Raw genomic sequence first — 16,488 nt, forward strand, 5'->3', positions numbered from 1 at the left:
GACACCCATGAAGAAATGTTCGTGTAGAGATGATGTCGCTGATAGAAACCAGCATTGGCCGAGTCTAGCGGGCGCCCGGCCGCCGTCAGGTAACGAAAGCGTCGCCCTTCGTCACGAGTCAGTGACATTCACTCGGGCGTTCTGGGCAACCGCAACGTCACTCGCAGCCCGCCTTGCGGGAGATTGCACAGGCTGATCTCGCCGCCATGGCTGTGGGCGATATTGCGCGCGATACCAAGGCCGAGACCGTAGCCCGGTTGCTTGGCGGCCAGGCGGAAGTTCGGCTCGAACACCTGCTTCAGCCAAGCCTCCGGGACGCCCGGCCCCTCGTCATCGACGTGCAAGGCGAACGCCTCAGCATCGTCTTCGATGAACAAGTGCGCCCGCTCGCCATATTTCAACGCGTTGTCCAGTAGATTTCCGATGCAGCGTTTGAGCGCCAGTGGCTTGCCGGCGTAGGGTGCGAGCGCCCTGCCCTGAACCGTTACGCGACCGTTCCCCGCAGGCGCTAGGTACGGCTCGGTGACGCAATCGAGCAGAAGATTGAGATCCAGCGGCTCGATGTTTTCGTGAATGTCGGTGTCCTTGACGCACTGCAGCGCACCCTTGACCAACAACTCCAACTCATCGAGATCGCGGCTGAACTTGCGCTGCAGGGTTTCATCCTCGAGCAGCTCGACCCGCAACCGCAGCCGCGTGATCGGCGTACGCAAATCATGGGAGATGGCGCTGAACAACTGGCTACGTTCGGTCAGGTAGCGGCCGATGCGCTCACGCATGCTGTTGAACGCCCGGCTGACCTCAGCCACCTCGCTGCCGCCCGCCTCAGGCAACAGCACCGCCTCGCTGCCTAGCGACATCTCGCGTGCCGCCTGCGCCAGCTGTTTGAGTGGACGGCTCTGCCAGTGCACGAGGATGCCGATGAACAGCAACAGGAAACTGGTGGTGAGGAAGATGAACCAGAGCTGCTGAACCGGAATGCTGTCGCTTTCCAGACTGACGTATGGGGCGGGCATCAGCGAAGCAAGGTAAAGCCATTCGCCGGGCGCGATCTGAATTTGCGTCACCAGCACGGGCGGATTCAGTGGCTCCAGGCTCAACGCGTAATGCGCCCAGGAGCGCGGCAGCTCGTCGAGTTTCAGCCCGCCGTTGAAGATGCGCAGGTCGTCCGGGCTGACGAAGCTGACCGACATGTCGACCGCGTTGCCAAGCCGCTCACGCAGCACCTCGTCGACCTCGGCCAGCACCGCCTGCTTGCGCTCGGTCGGCGGCAAGATCTGCATTTCCAGCGGTTTGTCGTTCAACGATACGAAGAAGCGCGTACCGCCCATGCTGCGCAGTTGGTCGAGCACCAGTGGACGATAGCCGAGCGGCAAGGATCGGAAATAGCTGACGCTCGCAGCCATCGAGTGCGCCAGGCTGCGGGCGCTGGTCAGCAGACCTTCCATCTGGCTGGCTCGCAGTTGCGAGACCCAGATAAAGCTCGATAACGCCTGCGCCAACAGCACCACCAGCAAGGTCAGAAAGAGCATCCGACCGAGCAGCGAGCGCGGTACCGGCAACCAGCGACGCTTAGCCGAACGCATCGTGATGCGGCACGACCTGCGCGGCGAGCAGGTATCCGCTGCCGCGCACGGTACGAATCAGACGTGGGCACTTGCCGGTATCGCGCAGCCGCTGACGCAGACGGCTGACCGCCATATCGACGATACGCTCGAGCGGCATTACCTCTCGGCCGCGCGTGGCATTGGCGATGGTGTCGCGGTCGAGAATCTGCTGCGGATGATCGAGAAACAGCTTCAGCAGCGCAAAGTCCGCACCGGACAGCAATACCTCCTCGCCGTCCTGATGAAACAGCCGATGGCTGACCATGTCCAGCCGCCACTCGTCGAACGCCAGCACGTCACTGGTACGCTCCTGGCTGAAATTGGCTCGACGGAGCAATGCCTTGATTCTGGCCAGCAGCTCGCGTGGGCTGAAGGGCTTGCCGAGATAATCGTCGGCACCCAGTTCGAGGCCAATGACCCGGTCGGCCTCGTCCGAACTGGCCGTCAGCATGATGATCGGCATCTGCGCCAGACGCTGATGCCCGCGCACCCAACGACAAAGGCTGAAACCGTCTTCGTCGGGCAGCATCACGTCGAGGATCACCAGGTCGGCCGGATCGCTGGTCATCGCCTGTCGAAACAGCGCGCCATCGGCCACGGTGCGCACCTGAAAGCCGGAACGGCTGAGATACGCCTCCAATAGTTCGCGTATATCCTGGTCATCGTCGACCAGCAGAATCGATCGTCCAGCCTGGTTCACCTGGCATCCTTTCTCTTGTTATTGAGCGGGTCAACGTCCGCCAGACGCACCCTCCAGCAACTGCTGCAGTGCCACGCCCGCGCCTTCCAGTCCGGGGTAATCCGCTGTCACGACCCAGACAGGAATGTCATCAAAGTAGCGGCTCATGCAGCCCTTGTCGCGGAAACTTTGGCGGAAGCCGCTACGCAGGAAAAACTCGACGAAGCGCGGCACGATACCGCCAGCGATGTAGACCCCACCGCGTGCGCCCGTGGTCAGGACGTTGTCACCCGCGATTCGGCCCAGCCAGACGCAGAACTGCTCCAGCACCGCGACGGCGTAGCCATCACCAGCCAACGCGGCGGCGGTCACTTCGGCCGGCGTGGTGAATCGTGGCGGCTCGCCGTCGACAGCGCAACTGGTTCGATAGAGTTCGAGCAAACCGGCACCGCTGAGGATCGCTTCAGCATTCACGTGCCCGAACTTTTCGTGCAGGCGAGCCCACAACGCCGCCTCCCTGGCCGTGCCGATCGGCAGGCAGACATGCCCACCCTCTCCAGGCAACGCGCGCCACGCGCCACCGTCCAGCGGCAGCAGCGTGGCGACACCAAGGCCGGTGCCCGGCCCGATCACCAGGCGAGCCCGGCCCACTTCCGATTGACCGGGGCACGCTTCGATCAGCTCGCCCTCACGCAGGCGCGTCATGCCCAACGCCATCGCGGTGAAGTCGTTGATCAGCAGCAGATCGCTGAGCCCGAGCTCCTGACAGAAGACCTTGCGGTTCAGCCGCCAGTGATTGTTGGTGAACGCGAAGTCATCGCCCGACACCGGGCCGGCACAGGCCAGACACACCGCCTGCAACGCCTCGACGCTCTGCCCGACGCCTTGTAGATAGGCACGTATGGCATCTTCCGGGCGCGGATAGTCGATCGTCGGCAATACCCGCACCGACTCGATCTGCTGGTCGCGCCACAATGCGAAACGTGCATTGGTACCGCCGATATCACCTACCAGCGCCGTCACTTGAGCGCCTCCAACTCCTCGGTGAACACGCTCGCGCCTTTCTCGGCCGGGCTGAACGCCGCACGAAGAAAGCCGAACAGCTCACGGCCGCAGCCGATGCCCAGGTCGCTCGGTGCCTTCACAGCTTCACGGCTATCGAATTCGGCCTGGTCGACCAGCACGCGCAGCTCGCCCGTCTCGCCATCGACGCGGATGATATCGCCGTCGCGCACCCGACACAGCGGACCGCCATCGAGCGCCTCGGGACTGACGTGAATAGCGGCCGGCACCTTGCCCGACGCGCCGGACATGCGCCCGTCGGTGACTAGCGCGACCTTGTAGCCGCGGTCCTGCAACACGCCGAGGAATGGCGTCAGCTTGTGCAACTCGGGCATGCCGTTGGCCTTCGGTCCCTGGAAGCGCACCACAGCGATGAAATCCTTCTCCAGCTCGCCGTTCTTGAACGCCTGCGCCAACTCGCTCTGGTCGCTGAATACCCGCGCTGGCGCCTCGACCACGCGGTGCTCCGGCGCAACCGCGGAGATCTTGGTGACGCCACGACCGAGGTTGCCTTCCAGCACGCGCAAGCCGCCTTCCGGCGAGAACGGCCGTTCGGCCGGACGCAGAATCGCTTCGTCGAGACTGGCCTGTGGGCCCTCGCGCCAGACCAGCCGACCATCCTCAAGAAAAGGCTCCTGGGTGTATTGCTTGAGGCCCTGCCCCATGACGGTGTAGACGTCTTCGTGCAACAGCCCGGCGTCCAGCAGCGTGCGTACCATGAACGGCACGCCACCGCAGGCATGGAAGTGATTCACGTCCGCCTGACCGTTCGGATAGACCTTCGCCAGTGTCGGCGTCACCGCGGAAATGTCGGCCATGTCCTGCCAGGTCAGCTGGATGCCCGCCGCCTGCGCGAATGCCGGAATGTGCAAGGTGTGGTTGGTTGAGCCACCGGTCGCATTCAGCGCCACCACCGAATTGATGATCGCCTTCTCGTCGACGATCTTGCACAGCGGCAGATAGTTGCCCGACTGCGACGTCAGGCGAGCGACTTGGCGGGCCGCCTCGCGGGTCAGTTCGTCACGCAGCGGTGTATAGGGGTTGACGAAGGACGAGCCCGGCAAATGCAGCCCCATGATTTCCATCACCACCTGGTTGGTATTGGCGGTGCCGTAGAAGGTGCAGGTACCTGGGCTGTGATAGGACAGCATCTCAGACTCCAGCAGCTCCTCGCGGCTGGCCTTGCCTTCGGCGTAACGCTGCCTGACTTCAGCCTTCTGCTTGTTCGGGATGCCAGAAGGCATCGGCCCGCCTGGGACGAACACGGCCGGCAGATGGCCGAAGCGCAAGGCGCCGATCATCAGGCCGGGGATGATCTTGTCGCAGATCCCCAGATACAGGGCCGCATCGAACATGTTGTGCGACAGGGCGATCGCGGTCGCCATGGCGATCACCTCGCGGCTGGCCAGGCTCATTTCCATGCCCGCCTCACCTTGTGTCACGCCATCGCACATGGCCGGCACACCGCCGGCGAACTGGCCGATCGAGCCGACGTCGCGAAGCGCCTGCTTGATGATTTCCGGGAAATGCTCGTACGGCTGATGCGCCGACAGCATGTCGTTGTACGCCGAGACGATGGCAACGTTGGCTTCGTTCATCAGGCGCAACTTCTGCTTGTCGCCGGCTGAGGCGCATCCCGCCACCCCATGTGCGAAGTTGGCGCATTGCAGTTTGCCGCGCTGAGGCCCGTCGCTCGCTGCGCCGGCCATCTGGGCGAGATAGCGCTGCCGCGACGGACGGCTGCGCTCGATCAAACGTTCGGTAACTTCTTGAATCCGCGGGTGCATGCCATCACTCCTGCTCGTGAATCTGTAGTTTTACCAACAAAAGAACATGTATTCGGGCTTGATTTCTATTTTGACAGGAATAATCTTGTAATTCCTACAACAAATTCCATCCAGGGACCCAATATGACTATTCGCATCGCCATCAACGGCTTCGGCCGTATCGGACGCAACGTTCTGCGCGCCCTGTACAGCCAGAATTACCGCGAGCATCTCCAGGTCGTGGCGATCAACGATCTGGGCAGCTCGGCGATGAATGCCCACCTCTTGCAGTACGACAGCGTCCATGGCCATTTCGACGCAAAGATCGAGGTCGGGGACGATCGACTGACAGTCAATGGCGACTCGATCGCAGTGACGGCGATCCGCAACCCGGCGGAGCTGCCCTGGCGCCAGCATCAGGTCGACGTGGTCTTCGAGTGTACCGGTCTCTTCACCTCGCGCGAGAAAGCCAGCGCTCACCTGGAAGCCGGCGCCGCCAAGGTCATCATTTCCGCTCCGGCCTCGGGCGCCGATGCCACCATCGTCTACGGCGTCAACCATGACATTCTGCGTCAGTCCCACCAGATCATCTCCAACGCCTCGTGCACCACGAACTGCCTGGCCCCGGTGGCCCAGGTCCTGTCGCGCGAGTACGGCATCGCCCATGGCCTGATGACCACCATCCACGCCTACACCAACGACCAGAACCTGTCCGACGTCTACCACAGCGACCCCTACCGGGCTCGCTCGGCTACCCAGTCGATGATCCCGACCAAGACCGGTGCCGCCGAAGCGGTCGGGCTGGTTCTGCCAGAGCTGGCGGGCAAGTTGACTGGCATGGCCGTTCGGGTGCCGGTGATCAATGTCTCGCTGGTCGACCTGACCCTGGAGCTGAATCGCGAAACCACAGCCGAGGAGGTCAACGCGTTGATGCTCGAAGCCAGCCAGCGCTCGCCGATTCTGGCGTGCAACTCGCTGCCCCTGGTGTCCTGCGACTTCAACCACAACCCGATGTCGTCGATTTTCGACACCAACCACACTAAGGTTAGCGGACGGTTGCTGAAAGTGATGGCCTGGTATGACAACGAGTGGGGCTTCTCCAACCGCATGCTGGACACCTGCCGAGCCCTGCACGAAGCACCATAACCAGGCTTGGCGCCTCCCCGCACAGCAAGGAAGATCATGAACCGCATCGATTTCGTCACCGCTACACTGCCGGCGCGCAAGCGCATCGCGCTGGTCGCCCATGATCACTGCAAGGAACGCCTGCTGGAATGGGCGGATCGGCAGAAGGACAAGCTGCTGAACCATGAGCTGCTTGCCACTGGCACCACTGGCGTACTGCTCGAGCGCCGCCTGGGGCTTGCAGTGGAATGCATGATCAGTGGTCCGCTGGGCGGGGATCAGCAAATCGGTGCGCGCATCGCCGAGCGGCGCATCGACATGCTGGTGTTTTTCTGGGATCCCTTCGAACCACAGCCGCACGACCCGGACGTCAAAGCGCTACTGCGGGTCGCCGCGGTGTGGAACATTCCCCTGGCAGCCAACGAGAGCAGCGCTGACTACCTGCTTTCGAGCCCACTGCTCGATGAAGCTCACACGTTGAGCATTCCGGACTACACCCGCTACCTGGCAGGCCGTCAGGCGCCGGATCAGTAATCGCGCCGTTCGCCGTCTGCGCTACGCAGGCCTCCACCCTCAACTTCGTCGCGCAAGTCGTCGAAGTCGGTCTTGAGGCCGGTTTCCATGCTGTCGAGCTCCGCTAGAAGGCTCCGGAAACTGGTTTGCTCACGCGGCGCCTCTGCTTCCAGCTCGGCGTCTGCGCGGGCCTGCAACGCGGCCGGCACCGGCGCGTCCTCGACGTCGACCGGCAACGGCTCGGGCTCCATCTCCCGCAGCACGGCCAGCGGCGGCAACTCATCCAGGCTTTTCAGGTTGAAGTGATCGAGAAATTGCCGGGTAGTGGCGAACATCGCCGGCCGCCCAGGCACATCGCGATGACCGACGACCCGGACCCACTCGCGCTCAAGCAGCGTCTTGACGATCTGGCTGTTGACCGCCACACCGCGAATCTCCTCGATTTCGCCGCGGGTAATCGGCTGTCGGTAGGCGATCAGCACCAGCGTTTCCAGCAGCGCGCGGGAATAGCGCTGCGGCCGCTCTTCCCAGAGCCGCCCGACCCAGGGCGAAAAGCGCTCGCGTACCTGCAGACGGTAGCCACTGGCAACCTGCTTGAGCTCGAATGCGCGCCCTTCGCAGCTCTTTTCGAGGACTTCCAGCGCCTTACGCAACAGCGCCGGTGCCGGGCGCTCGGCCTCGTCGAACAATTCGGCCATTCGCTCCATCGACATCGGCTTGCCCGAAGCCAGCAGGAGCGCCTCGAGCAAGGAGGCGAGATCTTTGGGATCGGAGAGATTCAACCCTGATTACCTGCACTCATACGACCCCCTCTTCCGCCCGAGCGCGCACGTGAATCGGCGCAAAAGGCTCGTTCTGCACCAGTTCGACCAGCGACTCCTTGATCAACTCCAGTACCGCCATGAAGGTCACCACAACGCCGAGCCTGCCCTCCTCGACCGTGAACAGCGTGGCGAAGGCAACGAAGGCCCCGCCTTTCAACCGTTCCAGCACTTCGCTCATCCGCTCGCGAGTCGACAGCGTTTCCCGCGTCACCTGGTGGCTTTCGAACAGATCGGCACGGCGCAGCACCTCAGCCATGGACATCAGCAACTCCTCGATACTCACTTCCGGCAGCAACTTGCGTGCCCGTGCATCCGGCGCATCGATTCTCGGAACGTGCAGGTCGCGGCCGACCCGCGGCAACTGGTCGAGATCTTCCGAGGCCGCCTTGAAGCGCTCGTACTCCTGCAACCGGCGTATCAGTTCGGCGCGAGGGTCGAGCTCATCCTCTTCCACCTCGGCCGAACGCGGCAGCAACATGCGCGACTTGATCTCGGCCAGCATCGCGGCCATCACCAGGTATTCAGCTGCCAGCTCAAGCCGTACGGCCTTCATCAGCTCGACGTAGCCCATGTACTGGCGAGTAATTTCGGCGACGGGTATATCGAGGATGTCGATGTTCTGCTTGCGGATCAGGTACAGCAGCAAATCCAACGGCCCCTCGAATGCCTCCAGGAACACTTCCAGGGCGTCCGGCGGGATGTAGAGATCCTGAGGCAGGTTGTTGAACGCTTCGCCGTAGACCAGCGCCAGCCGCAGCTGCTCGCCAGGCGGACCGTTTACCGCCTCGGTCTGGGGTTGCTGCATGCTCTCTCCAAGTAACGTACGGGATTCGAATGGAGTTCGGCGGACCGTCGGCGCGCGCTAGCGATAGCTCAGGCCCATGGCCTGGCGCACCACGACCAGGGTTTCGCGGGCCTCATCGCGCGCCTGCTCGGCACCCTCGGCCAGGATGCTACGCACCAGGTCCGGATTCTGTTCGTAATCGGCCGCGCGTTCCTGAAGCGGTGCCAACTCCAGCTTGATCGCCTCGATCAGCGGCGCCTTGCATTCCAGGCAACCGATACCGGCAGTGCGGCAGCCCTGTTCAGCCCACTGACAGACCTCATCACCTGAATGCGCGAGATGCATCTGCCAAGCCGGGCAACGTGTCGGCTCGCCGGGATCATGACGGTGGACACGTGCCGGATCGGTCGGCATGCGCTTGATCTTTTCCTCGATGTCCGCAGGCGTGTCGCGCAGGAAAATCGAATTGCTGGCGGATTTGGCCATCTTGCCGCCATCCAGACCGGACACCTTGGGTGAATCGCTTAGCAGAGCCTGCGGCTCGGGAAGCAGTAGTCTGCCGCCCCCTTCCAGATAGCCGAACAAGCGCTCCTGATCGCCGAGCGTGATGGTCTGCTGGTCCTTGAGCAGGGCTCGCGCCGTATTCAGCGCCTCGAGATCACCCTGCTCCTGGTAGCTTTTGCGCAGGCTGGCGTAGAGCTTGGAGCTCTTCCTGCCGAGCTTGCGGATCGCCGCTTCGGCCTTCGCCTCGAAATCCTCCTCGCTCCCATAAAGGTGGTTGAAGCGCCGCGCCACGTCGCGCGCGAACTCGATATGGGGCAACTGGTCAGCGCCGACCGGCACCACCCCGGCGCGATAGGCCAGAATATCGGCGGCCTGGAGCAACGGATAGCCGAGGAAGCCGTATGTGCCGAGGTCCTTGTGCTGCGAATCGAGCTGCAGCTCTTTATAGGAGGGCACGCGCTCGAGCCAGGCCAGTGGGCAGACCATCGACAGCAACAGATGCAGCTCGGCATGCTCCGGGACCTGGGACTGGATGAACAAGGTAGCCGAGCTGGGACTGACGCCCGCCGCCAGCCAGTCGATTGCCATGTCCTGGACGTTGCGCGCTATGTCAGGGCCCGCCGCTTGATCGGTGGTCAGCGCGTGCCAGTCGACGATGCAGAAGAAGCACTGATACTCGTGCTGCAATCTGATCCAGTTCTTCAGTACGCCGTGATAGTGCCCGAGGTGAAGGCGGCCGTTGGGCCGCATGCCGGAGACCACACGTCGCTGCGAATCCATGGAGCTCAAAAGGGTTTCCTTTGTTGGTTCTTGACAGGGTGAGCCCGGTCAGCCCGCGAACGCCGCCGGATCACCGCAGCCGACCCGCACGATCTCCGGCTCGCCATCCACCAGGCTGATAACCGTGGACGCTTCGACGCCACCGTAACCGCCGTCAATGATCAGGTCCACCTGATGTTCCAGTGTCTGGCGGATCTCGTAGGGATCGCTCATGGGCTCGGACTCGCCCGGCAGGATCAGGCTCACGCTCATCAAGGGCTCGCCCAATTCGGCCAGCAGCGCCTGAGCGATGGGTTGCGCCGGCACCCGCAGGCCGATGGTACGGCGTTTGGGATGCAACAGCATGCGTGGAACCTCGCGAGTCGCATTGAGGATGATGGTGTAGGGCCCCGGCAGGTTCGTCTTGAGTAGACGGAACGCAGCGGTGTCCACCTTGGCGAACAGGCCGAGCTGCGACAGGTCGCGGCAGGCCAGCGTGAAGTTGTGCTTGTCATCCAGCTGACGCAGGCGGCGGATCCGCTCGATACCCGACTTGTTGCCCATCGAGCAGCCGATCGCGTAGGAGGAGTCGGTGGGATAGACCACCACGCCACCGTCGCGAATGATCTCCACGGCCTGCTTGATCAGCCTGGCCTGGGGGTTGTCGGGGTGAATCTGGAAGAACTGGCTCATGGAAACTCCCTGCTCAGCGGGCAACAGACTCGCATGGTTCATGATCGAAATGCCTCCACACAGGCTGCAGATCTTCTGGCAAGCTCCGGTACATTCCCAGTTCAGACCAGTCGCCTGGTGCATGAAAATCGCTTCCGACACTGGCCATCAAACCGAACTCACGGGTCAGAATCGACAGACCGCCAACCTGATCCAGCGGCTGCATACCGTTGACCACTTCCAATGCATGGCCGCCCGCCTCGGCGAATTCGGTGACCAGACGGCGCCGTTTGCTGCGCGTGAGGTCATATTGCCAAGGGTGCGCCAGGCTAACCCAGGCACCGGCGCTGCGCAGGGTCGTCACGGTCTGCGCGAGACTCGGCCAGTGCTGCTTCACGTCCCCGAGCTTGCCCGAGCCGAGCCACTTGCGAAACGCTTCGGCACGGTCACGGACATGCCCTGCACGCACTAGGAACTCGGCGAAATGTGGCCGCGCCGGGGCATTGCCGCTGTCGCCCAGTTCCTGCTGGACGCCCCGAGCACCTTCCAGTGCGCCCGGCATCCCCTTTGCTGCCAGCCGCTGGGCGATCAACTCCGCACGCAGCCAGCGGCCGTCGTGCAGCGCCTCGATGGCAGCCTGCAAAGGCGCAGCATCCTGGCGGAAGGCGTACCCCAGTATGTGCACGGTGGCGCCGCTCCAGACGCAGGACAGCTCGATACCGTTGATCAGCCGGATTCCCAGCGAGTCGGCTTTGGCACGCGCCGCATCAAGGCCTTCCAGTGTGTCGTGGTCGGTCAGCGCGAGCATCTCGATGCCCCGTGCATGTGCCCGCTCGACCAGCGCCTCGGGTGCTAGCACACCATCCGAGGCGGTACTGTGGCAATGCAGATCAACAATCATTCCGACCTATTCTCCAGGAGGTTGGCGACTTACGTTTCTGACCGTCAGGGCCAGCACTCGTGCCGTCATCCGCCTCGTCAAAGCTTGAGCCACGTCCCCGAATTGACCGGCGTATGGCATTCTGCCAAGGACGCGGTTTGGTATTATGCCGGCCACTAACCGCTTCTGGCTCTCTCTCGTGAAACAAATAATCGATTTCATCCCGCTGTTGCTGTTCTTCATAACCTACAAGCTCGAGCCCAGAACCTTCGAAGTGGCCGACCTGAGCCTCACCGTCGGAGGTATTTTCAATGCCACGGCCGTGCTCATCGTCAGTTCGGTCATCGTCTACGCAGGGTTGTTCATTCACCAGCGCCGCCTGGAAAAAGGCCAATGGTTGACGCTGGGCGCCTGCCTGCTGTTTGGCGGACTGACGCTGGCGCTGCACAGCGAGACCATCCTCAAGTGGAAGGCACCGGTCCTGAACTGGCTGTTTGCGCTGGCCTTCATCGGTAGCCATTTCATTGGCGATAAGCCGTTGATCCAACGCATGATCGGCCATGCCGTGCAGTTGAAGCCGGCGCAATGGGCGCAACTGAACGTGGCCTGGATCCTGTTCTTTCTCGTCTGCGGTTTCGCCAACCTGTTCGTGGCCTTCGTCTACCCGTCCATCTGGGTCGACTTCAAGGTCTTCGGCAGCCTCGGGCTGACCCTGCTTTTCATGGCGGGCCAGGCGATCTACCTGGTGCGCCACGTGCGCCCCGCACCCGAACAACCCTAGGAGGCAACATGCTCTACGCCATCATCGCTACCGACGTACCCGGCTCGCTGCAAAGCCGCCTGGCCGCCCGCCCGGCTCACCTGGCGCGTCTCGAACAGTTGAAGAACGAGGGCCGCATGGTTCTGGCCGGCCCGCATCCGGCGATCGACAGCAATGACCCGGGAGAGGCCGGTTTTACCGGAAGCCTGGTAGTCGCTGAGTTCGACTCCCTGCAGGCCGCCGAAGCCTGGGCCGCGGCCGATCCTTACAAGGCCGCCGGCGTCTACGGAGAGGTCGTGGTCAAACCGTTCAAGCAAGTCTTCCCCTGAATCGATCGCCCACGCCACAGATGGTCAGGCCGCGATTCTGCGGCCGTTGAGGAAAAAGGAGTTCCGATGCGCCAAGGTTCGCTGCCCCTGATGCTTGTTCTGAGTCTTGCCATGGCTTCGGCACAAGCTGACGAAGATACGACCGCCCCAACCCTCGAACAGCAGGGTGAACTGACGCAAAGCCTGCCCGACAACGAGGTGCAACGCGAATCGCTGAGCGCCGGCCTCGATACGGCGATCGCCGACGCCGAACGGGCTCAGCTGTCGCATCTGCGCCAGGAGAACCATCGGCTGCGTATGCAGCTGCAACAAGGGCAACCGAAGCTACAGCCGCCCCTGCTGAACGACCAGCAACAGTGGTTTGCCGTTGGTGGCGGCGTCGGGGTGCTGGGTTTTCTGCTCGGCGTGCTGACCACCCGGGGGCGCCGGCGCCGGCAATGGCTGAATTGAAGCGAGTACGAGCAAGAGCATGAGCGAACTGCTACTGATCGACGACGATGAAGAACTCTGCGAACTGTTGGTCAGCTGGCTGGCCCAGGAAGGGTTCGTCGCCCACGCCTGTCATGACGGGCAGAGCGCACGCGCTGCGCTGGCCGAGCATCAACCGGCGGCGGTGGTCCTCGATGTGATGCTGCCCGACGGCAGTGGCCTCGAACTGCTCAAGCAACTGCGTAGCGAACATCCCGACCTGCCGGTATTGATGCTCTCAGGCCGCGGTGAGCCGCTGGACCGCATTCTTGGCCTGGAGCTCGGCGCCGATGATTATCTGGCCAAGCCATGCGACCCCCGCGAGCTCACCGCGCGGCTACGCGCAGTGCTGCGGCGCAGCCAACCTGCGAGCGCGCCGACCCAGCTGGAGCTGGGCGACCTTTGCTACAGCCCGGCCCGAGGCGTTGCCAATGTCGGCGAGCACGAAGTGACCCTGACCTTGTCCGAGGGGCGTATCCTCGAGGCGCTGCTCAGCCAGCCCGGTGAGCCGCTCGACAAGCAAGCCCTGGCGCAGCTCGCCCTGGGACGCAAACTGACCTTGTACGACCGCAGCCTGGACATGCACGTCAGCAACCTGCGCCGCAAGCTCGGGCCGCATCCCGACGGGCGTCCACGCATAGTCGCACTGCGCAGCCGCGGCTACCTCTACGCTTCCTGAACGGCTTTACCCAGCCTTTACCCTGAGCTGACCGCGCTTGACCTTGCGCGCCATAGACTGCGCTCATCCGGTCGAAGCCAGAACCTGTCTACAGGCCCCTCTGGCGATCGGTTTCCATCTACAGGAGAAACCATGATGCGCAAGACACTGATCGCCCTGCTATTCGCCTCTACCCTCCCCGCCGTTGCCATGGCCATGCCCGAAGACGGCCAACACCACCGTAGAGAACACACGCCGTTCGAGCAGCTCGACCTGACCAAGGAGCAGCAAAGCCAGATGCGCAAGCTGATGGGCGAGCAGATGCAGACCCACCGCGAGATCACCCAGCGCTACCTCGACAAGCTGCCCAAAGCCGAGCGCAAGGAGATGCAGGACGAACTGGCCAGCAGCCAGGCAAAGACGCACAAGCAGATGCGTGACCTGCTCAAGCCTGAACAGCAGAAGCAATTCGACGAGATGCACAAGAAGATGGAAGCCAAGCGAGCCGAACGTGCCGAGTTCAAGCAATGGAAAGCCGAGCGCGATCAGAAGAGCTGACGCTTCCGAACCTGACCTGAACCAACCCGCCCGACCCGCTCTGCCTCGCGCAGCGCAGCTCGGGCTTTGCCGTGGAGATATGACCGGTGCGATCACTGTTCTGGCGCATTCTTGCGACCTTCTGGCTTGCCATCGCACTGGCAGCGGGCCTCGCCGTGCTGTTGGGACACGCACTGAACCAGGACAGCTGGATCATCAACCGCCACCCCGGGGTGAGGAATCTCGCCGAAATCTGGACCAGCGTTTACGAGCGCCAGGGCCCGATCGCCGCGCAATTCCTCCTCGAGCAGCACCGTCGCCGCTTCCACATTGACGTGCAGGTGCTGGCCGAGAATGGCCAGCCCGCCATTCGCGGCACCTTTCCAGCTCGCGCCGCCGCGTTCGAGGCACGCCAGGAGAACCGTGACGGCGGCCTGCCCTGGCGCCGGCTGACCACCGACTACACCAGCCCGCTCTCGGGCGAGACCTACCTGTTCATCTACCGGATCCCCAACTCCGAACTGCAAGCGTGGCATCGCGGCAGCCTGTTCTGGCCATTGAGCGCGATCGCCATCGCCCTGGTCGTACTGACCGGCTTCAGTCTGCTGCTCACCTTGTCCATCACCCGCCCGCTCGATCGCCTGCGCGGCGCCGTCCACGACCTGGGTCAGACCACCTATCAACAGAATTCCCTGGCCCGCTTGGCGAACCGGCGTGACGAACTCGGTGTGCTGGCCAAGGACTTCAACCGCATGGGGGCGCGACTGCAAAGCTTGATCAACAGCCAGAGACAGCTATTACGCGACGTATCCCACGAACTGCGTTCGCCACTGGCGCGTTTACGTATTGCCCTTGCGCTTGCCGAGCGGGCAACACCAGCGGAGCGTGAAGTCATCTGGCCGCGCCTGGCCAAGGAGTGCGATCGGCTGGAAGCCTTGATCAGCGAGATTCTGCAGCTCGCACGCCTGGATGCTGACCCAGGCGCTGCCTCGAATGTCGATCTGCCAGCAATGTTCGAGCAGTTGGCGGAGAATGCGCGAATCGTCGCGCCAGCCCAGCGCATCGAAACCAGAATGGACGCCGATATCGCAGTGCGCGGCTGGCCGGACATGCTCGAGCGGGCACTGGATAATTTGCTGCGCAATGGGCTGCGCTTCAATCCCGAAGGCGAACCGATCGAGCTGGGCGCCAGAAAGGATGGCGACTGGTTGCTCCTGAGCATCCGCGATCACGGGCCGGGCGTCGACGACGCTCATCTCGCGCGGCTGAGCGAACCCTTCTTCCGTGCTCCCGGGCAGACCACGGCCGGCCACGGGTTAGGTCTGGCGATCGCCCGTCGCGCCGCCGAGCGACACGGCGGCGAGTTGCTGTTGAGCAATCATCCGCGCGGCGGCTTCGTCGCCAGTTTGAAACTGCCACTGAGCCCGAACCGTACAGCCCCTGCTCGCCTGGATTGACGCTACTGCGTGCCGTCCCACGAGGCGACGAACGAGCGCGGATCCAGCTCTGGCGGCGTACGAAGGTCACCCTCAGGGGTGCCAAGATAGATGAATCCCAACACCTGCTCATCCTCGGCCAGGCCCAACTGCTCGGCCACGTGCCGGTCATAGGCATATTCGCCGGTTCGCCAGACAGCGCCGAGCCCCTGTGCATGTGCGGCCAGCAATATACCGTGCGCCGCACAGGCAACCGCGAGCACCTGTTCGGACGCCGGGATCTTCGGATGCGGCAGTACCCGGGCGATGACGATCAGTACCATCGGCGCGCGCAGCGGCATCTTGCGCGGCTTGCGCAGAGCCTCTTCGGTCGCATCCGGCTCGCGTAAGCGAAGCGCATCGGCAAACAGCTCTCCCAGTCGCGTCCGCGCCTCGCCCTGGACCGTCAGGAAACGCCAGGGTCGAAGCTGGCCGTGATCCGGGGCGCGCAACGCGGCGCGAAGCAGTACATCCAGCTGGGCAGCGGTCGGTGCCGGATCCACGAGCCGCGTTACGGAAACACGGTTTAGCAACAGTTCGAGAGCATCCATCTGAAACCTCCAAAAACGAATCCGACATTCTAGGGTGTCGGCACGTTCGTGTGGCAATCGATGGCACCAAGCACGTACCGCTGGAGGTCAGGCCACCCGGTCGGGTGAAAGCTGTGGCTCCAGTGGCGGCGTCAACGGAGGCAAGCCATGGGCAGCACGGGCGGCATCGCAATGCGCGTTGTGCTGACCATCGGCCCAGGACGCTTCGAACTCGCGGCAGGTGCTCGACCGCTGTTCATACATCGTGCAGCGCACCCCGCAACCGACGTCGCCCATGAGCCCAACACAACGTGCCGGCTTGGACTCGGTCCCCAGCATCGCGACATGGAACGGGCTGACCTGGACGGTGGCGGCATCCGGAACGGTACCGCCGGACGAGGCGCATTCGCCCCAGAAGAAAGACACACGAAAGTACGCGCAGCAAGCGCCGCACGTGAGGCAGGGATTGTCGATCGACATGGAAGGATGAATACCGAGAAACCGGCAAAGGGCCGGCACCGGGCGGCTATTTTATTCATCGCCACGAACTTGGGAA

Annotated in this window: 19 protein-coding genes; 8 read left to right on the forward strand and 11 right to left on the reverse strand. The window is 63.1% G+C overall.

All coding sequences use genetic code 11. The features are described from left to right. Positions 1-128: 128 nt before the first annotated feature. Genes KCX70_RS13135 through edd form a run of 4 tightly spaced genes read right to left on the reverse strand, consistent with a single transcriptional unit; the run spans position 129 to position 5,135 of the window. On the reverse strand, positions 129-1,586 hold the full coding sequence (locus KCX70_RS13135) for an ATP-binding protein (protein WP_212617810.1): 1,458 nt from the start codon (positions 1,584-1,586) through the stop codon (positions 129-131). Next, the gene (locus KCX70_RS13140) at positions 1,573-2,307 is read right to left on the reverse strand and encodes a response regulator (RefSeq protein ID WP_212617811.1); all 735 of its coding nucleotides are present in this window, start codon (positions 2,305-2,307) and stop codon (positions 1,573-1,575) included. Before KCX70_RS13140 ends, KCX70_RS13135 begins: the two co-directional genes overlap by 14 nt. Positions 2,308-2,337: 30 nt before the next feature. Then, on the reverse strand, positions 2,338-3,309 hold the full coding sequence (locus tag KCX70_RS13145) for a glucokinase (protein WP_212617812.1): 972 nt from the start codon (positions 3,307-3,309) through the stop codon (positions 2,338-2,340). Continuing rightward, entirely contained in the window at positions 3,306-5,135 is a 1,830-nt protein-coding gene (gene edd, locus KCX70_RS13150) for a phosphogluconate dehydratase (protein WP_212617813.1), read from the reverse strand. The genes KCX70_RS13145 and edd overlap by 4 nt, the downstream gene beginning before the upstream one ends. Positions 5,136-5,258: 123 nt before the next feature. Between edd and gap the strand changes: the two genes are divergently transcribed. Beyond that, on the forward strand, positions 5,259-6,260 hold the full coding sequence (gene gap / locus KCX70_RS13155) for a type I glyceraldehyde-3-phosphate dehydrogenase (protein ID WP_212617814.1): 1,002 nt from the start codon (positions 5,259-5,261) through the stop codon (positions 6,258-6,260). Positions 6,261-6,296: 36 nt separating this feature from the next. Then, on the forward strand, positions 6,297-6,773 hold the full coding sequence (locus KCX70_RS13160; RefSeq protein WP_021208656.1) for a methylglyoxal synthase: 477 nt from the start codon (positions 6,297-6,299) through the stop codon (positions 6,771-6,773). Here KCX70_RS13160 and scpB read toward each other — a convergent pair. From scpB to KCX70_RS13185, 5 genes are all read right to left on the reverse strand, one after another. Then, positions 6,767-7,534: an SMC-Scp complex subunit ScpB gene (scpB, locus tag KCX70_RS13165; RefSeq protein WP_212617815.1), complete on the reverse strand. Its 768-nt coding sequence runs from the start codon at positions 7,532-7,534 to the stop codon at positions 6,767-6,769. The two genes, KCX70_RS13160 and scpB, sit on opposite strands and share 7 nt — an antisense overlap. Before the next feature lie 16 nt (positions 7,535-7,550). Next, entirely contained in the window at positions 7,551-8,381 is an 831-nt protein-coding gene (locus KCX70_RS13170; protein WP_256437894.1) for a segregation and condensation protein A, read from the reverse strand. Between the two features lie 57 nt (positions 8,382-8,438). After that, complete coding sequence (locus KCX70_RS13175) at positions 8,439-9,614, reverse strand: tryptophan--tRNA ligase (RefSeq protein WP_031311079.1); 1,176 nt, start codon at positions 9,612-9,614, stop codon at positions 8,439-8,441. Positions 9,615-9,692: 78 nt separating this feature from the next. Further along, positions 9,693-10,316, reverse strand: coding sequence for an L-threonylcarbamoyladenylate synthase (locus KCX70_RS13180; RefSeq protein WP_212617816.1), 624 nt, complete (start codon positions 10,314-10,316; stop codon positions 9,693-9,695). A gap of 13 nt (positions 10,317-10,329) precedes the next feature. Beyond that, the gene (locus KCX70_RS13185; protein WP_212617817.1) at positions 10,330-11,196 is read right to left on the reverse strand and encodes a PHP domain-containing protein; all 867 of its coding nucleotides are present in this window, start codon (positions 11,194-11,196) and stop codon (positions 10,330-10,332) included. 178 nt (positions 11,197-11,374) lie between these two features. On the opposite strand from KCX70_RS13185, the gene ispZ reads away from it, so the two are divergent. The 6 genes from ispZ (at position 11,375) to KCX70_RS13215 (ending at position 15,384) form a co-directional block, all read left to right on the forward strand. Next, positions 11,375-11,956: a septation protein IspZ gene (gene ispZ, locus KCX70_RS13190; RefSeq protein WP_212617818.1), complete on the forward strand. Its 582-nt coding sequence runs from the start codon at positions 11,375-11,377 to the stop codon at positions 11,954-11,956. 8 nt (positions 11,957-11,964) lie between these two features. Then, positions 11,965-12,264, forward strand: coding sequence for a YciI family protein (locus KCX70_RS13195; protein ID WP_212617819.1), 300 nt, complete (start codon positions 11,965-11,967; stop codon positions 12,262-12,264). Positions 12,265-12,330: 66 nt separating this feature from the next. Beyond that, a complete protein-coding gene (locus tag KCX70_RS13200; RefSeq protein ID WP_212617820.1) occupies positions 12,331-12,714 on the forward strand; it encodes a hypothetical protein in 384 nt (127 codons plus the stop codon). Between the two features lie 19 nt (positions 12,715-12,733). Further along, entirely contained in the window at positions 12,734-13,411 is a 678-nt protein-coding gene (locus KCX70_RS13205; RefSeq protein WP_102852020.1) for a response regulator transcription factor, read from the forward strand. Between the two features lie 135 nt (positions 13,412-13,546). Next, the gene (locus KCX70_RS13210) at positions 13,547-13,948 is read left to right on the forward strand and encodes a Spy/CpxP family protein refolding chaperone (protein WP_212620345.1); all 402 of its coding nucleotides are present in this window, start codon (positions 13,547-13,549) and stop codon (positions 13,946-13,948) included. 86 nt (positions 13,949-14,034) lie between these two features. Further along, the gene (locus KCX70_RS13215; RefSeq protein ID WP_212617821.1) at positions 14,035-15,384 is read left to right on the forward strand and encodes a sensor histidine kinase; all 1,350 of its coding nucleotides are present in this window, start codon (positions 14,035-14,037) and stop codon (positions 15,382-15,384) included. 2 nt (positions 15,385-15,386) lie between these two features. Here the strand turns inward: KCX70_RS13215 and KCX70_RS13220 are convergent, their stop codons facing one another. After that, positions 15,387-15,953, reverse strand: coding sequence for a nitroreductase family protein (locus tag KCX70_RS13220; RefSeq protein WP_212617822.1), 567 nt, complete (start codon positions 15,951-15,953; stop codon positions 15,387-15,389). Between the two features lie 87 nt (positions 15,954-16,040). Next, positions 16,041-16,412, reverse strand: a complete 372-nt coding sequence (locus KCX70_RS13225) for a YkgJ family cysteine cluster protein (protein WP_021208643.1) — start codon at positions 16,410-16,412, stop codon at positions 16,041-16,043. Positions 16,413-16,488 lie beyond the last annotated feature (76 nt).

The sequence above is a fragment of the Stutzerimonas stutzeri genome, from assembly GCF_018138085.1.
Classification (GTDB): Bacteria; Pseudomonadota; Gammaproteobacteria; order Pseudomonadales; family Pseudomonadaceae; genus Stutzerimonas; species Stutzerimonas stutzeri_AI.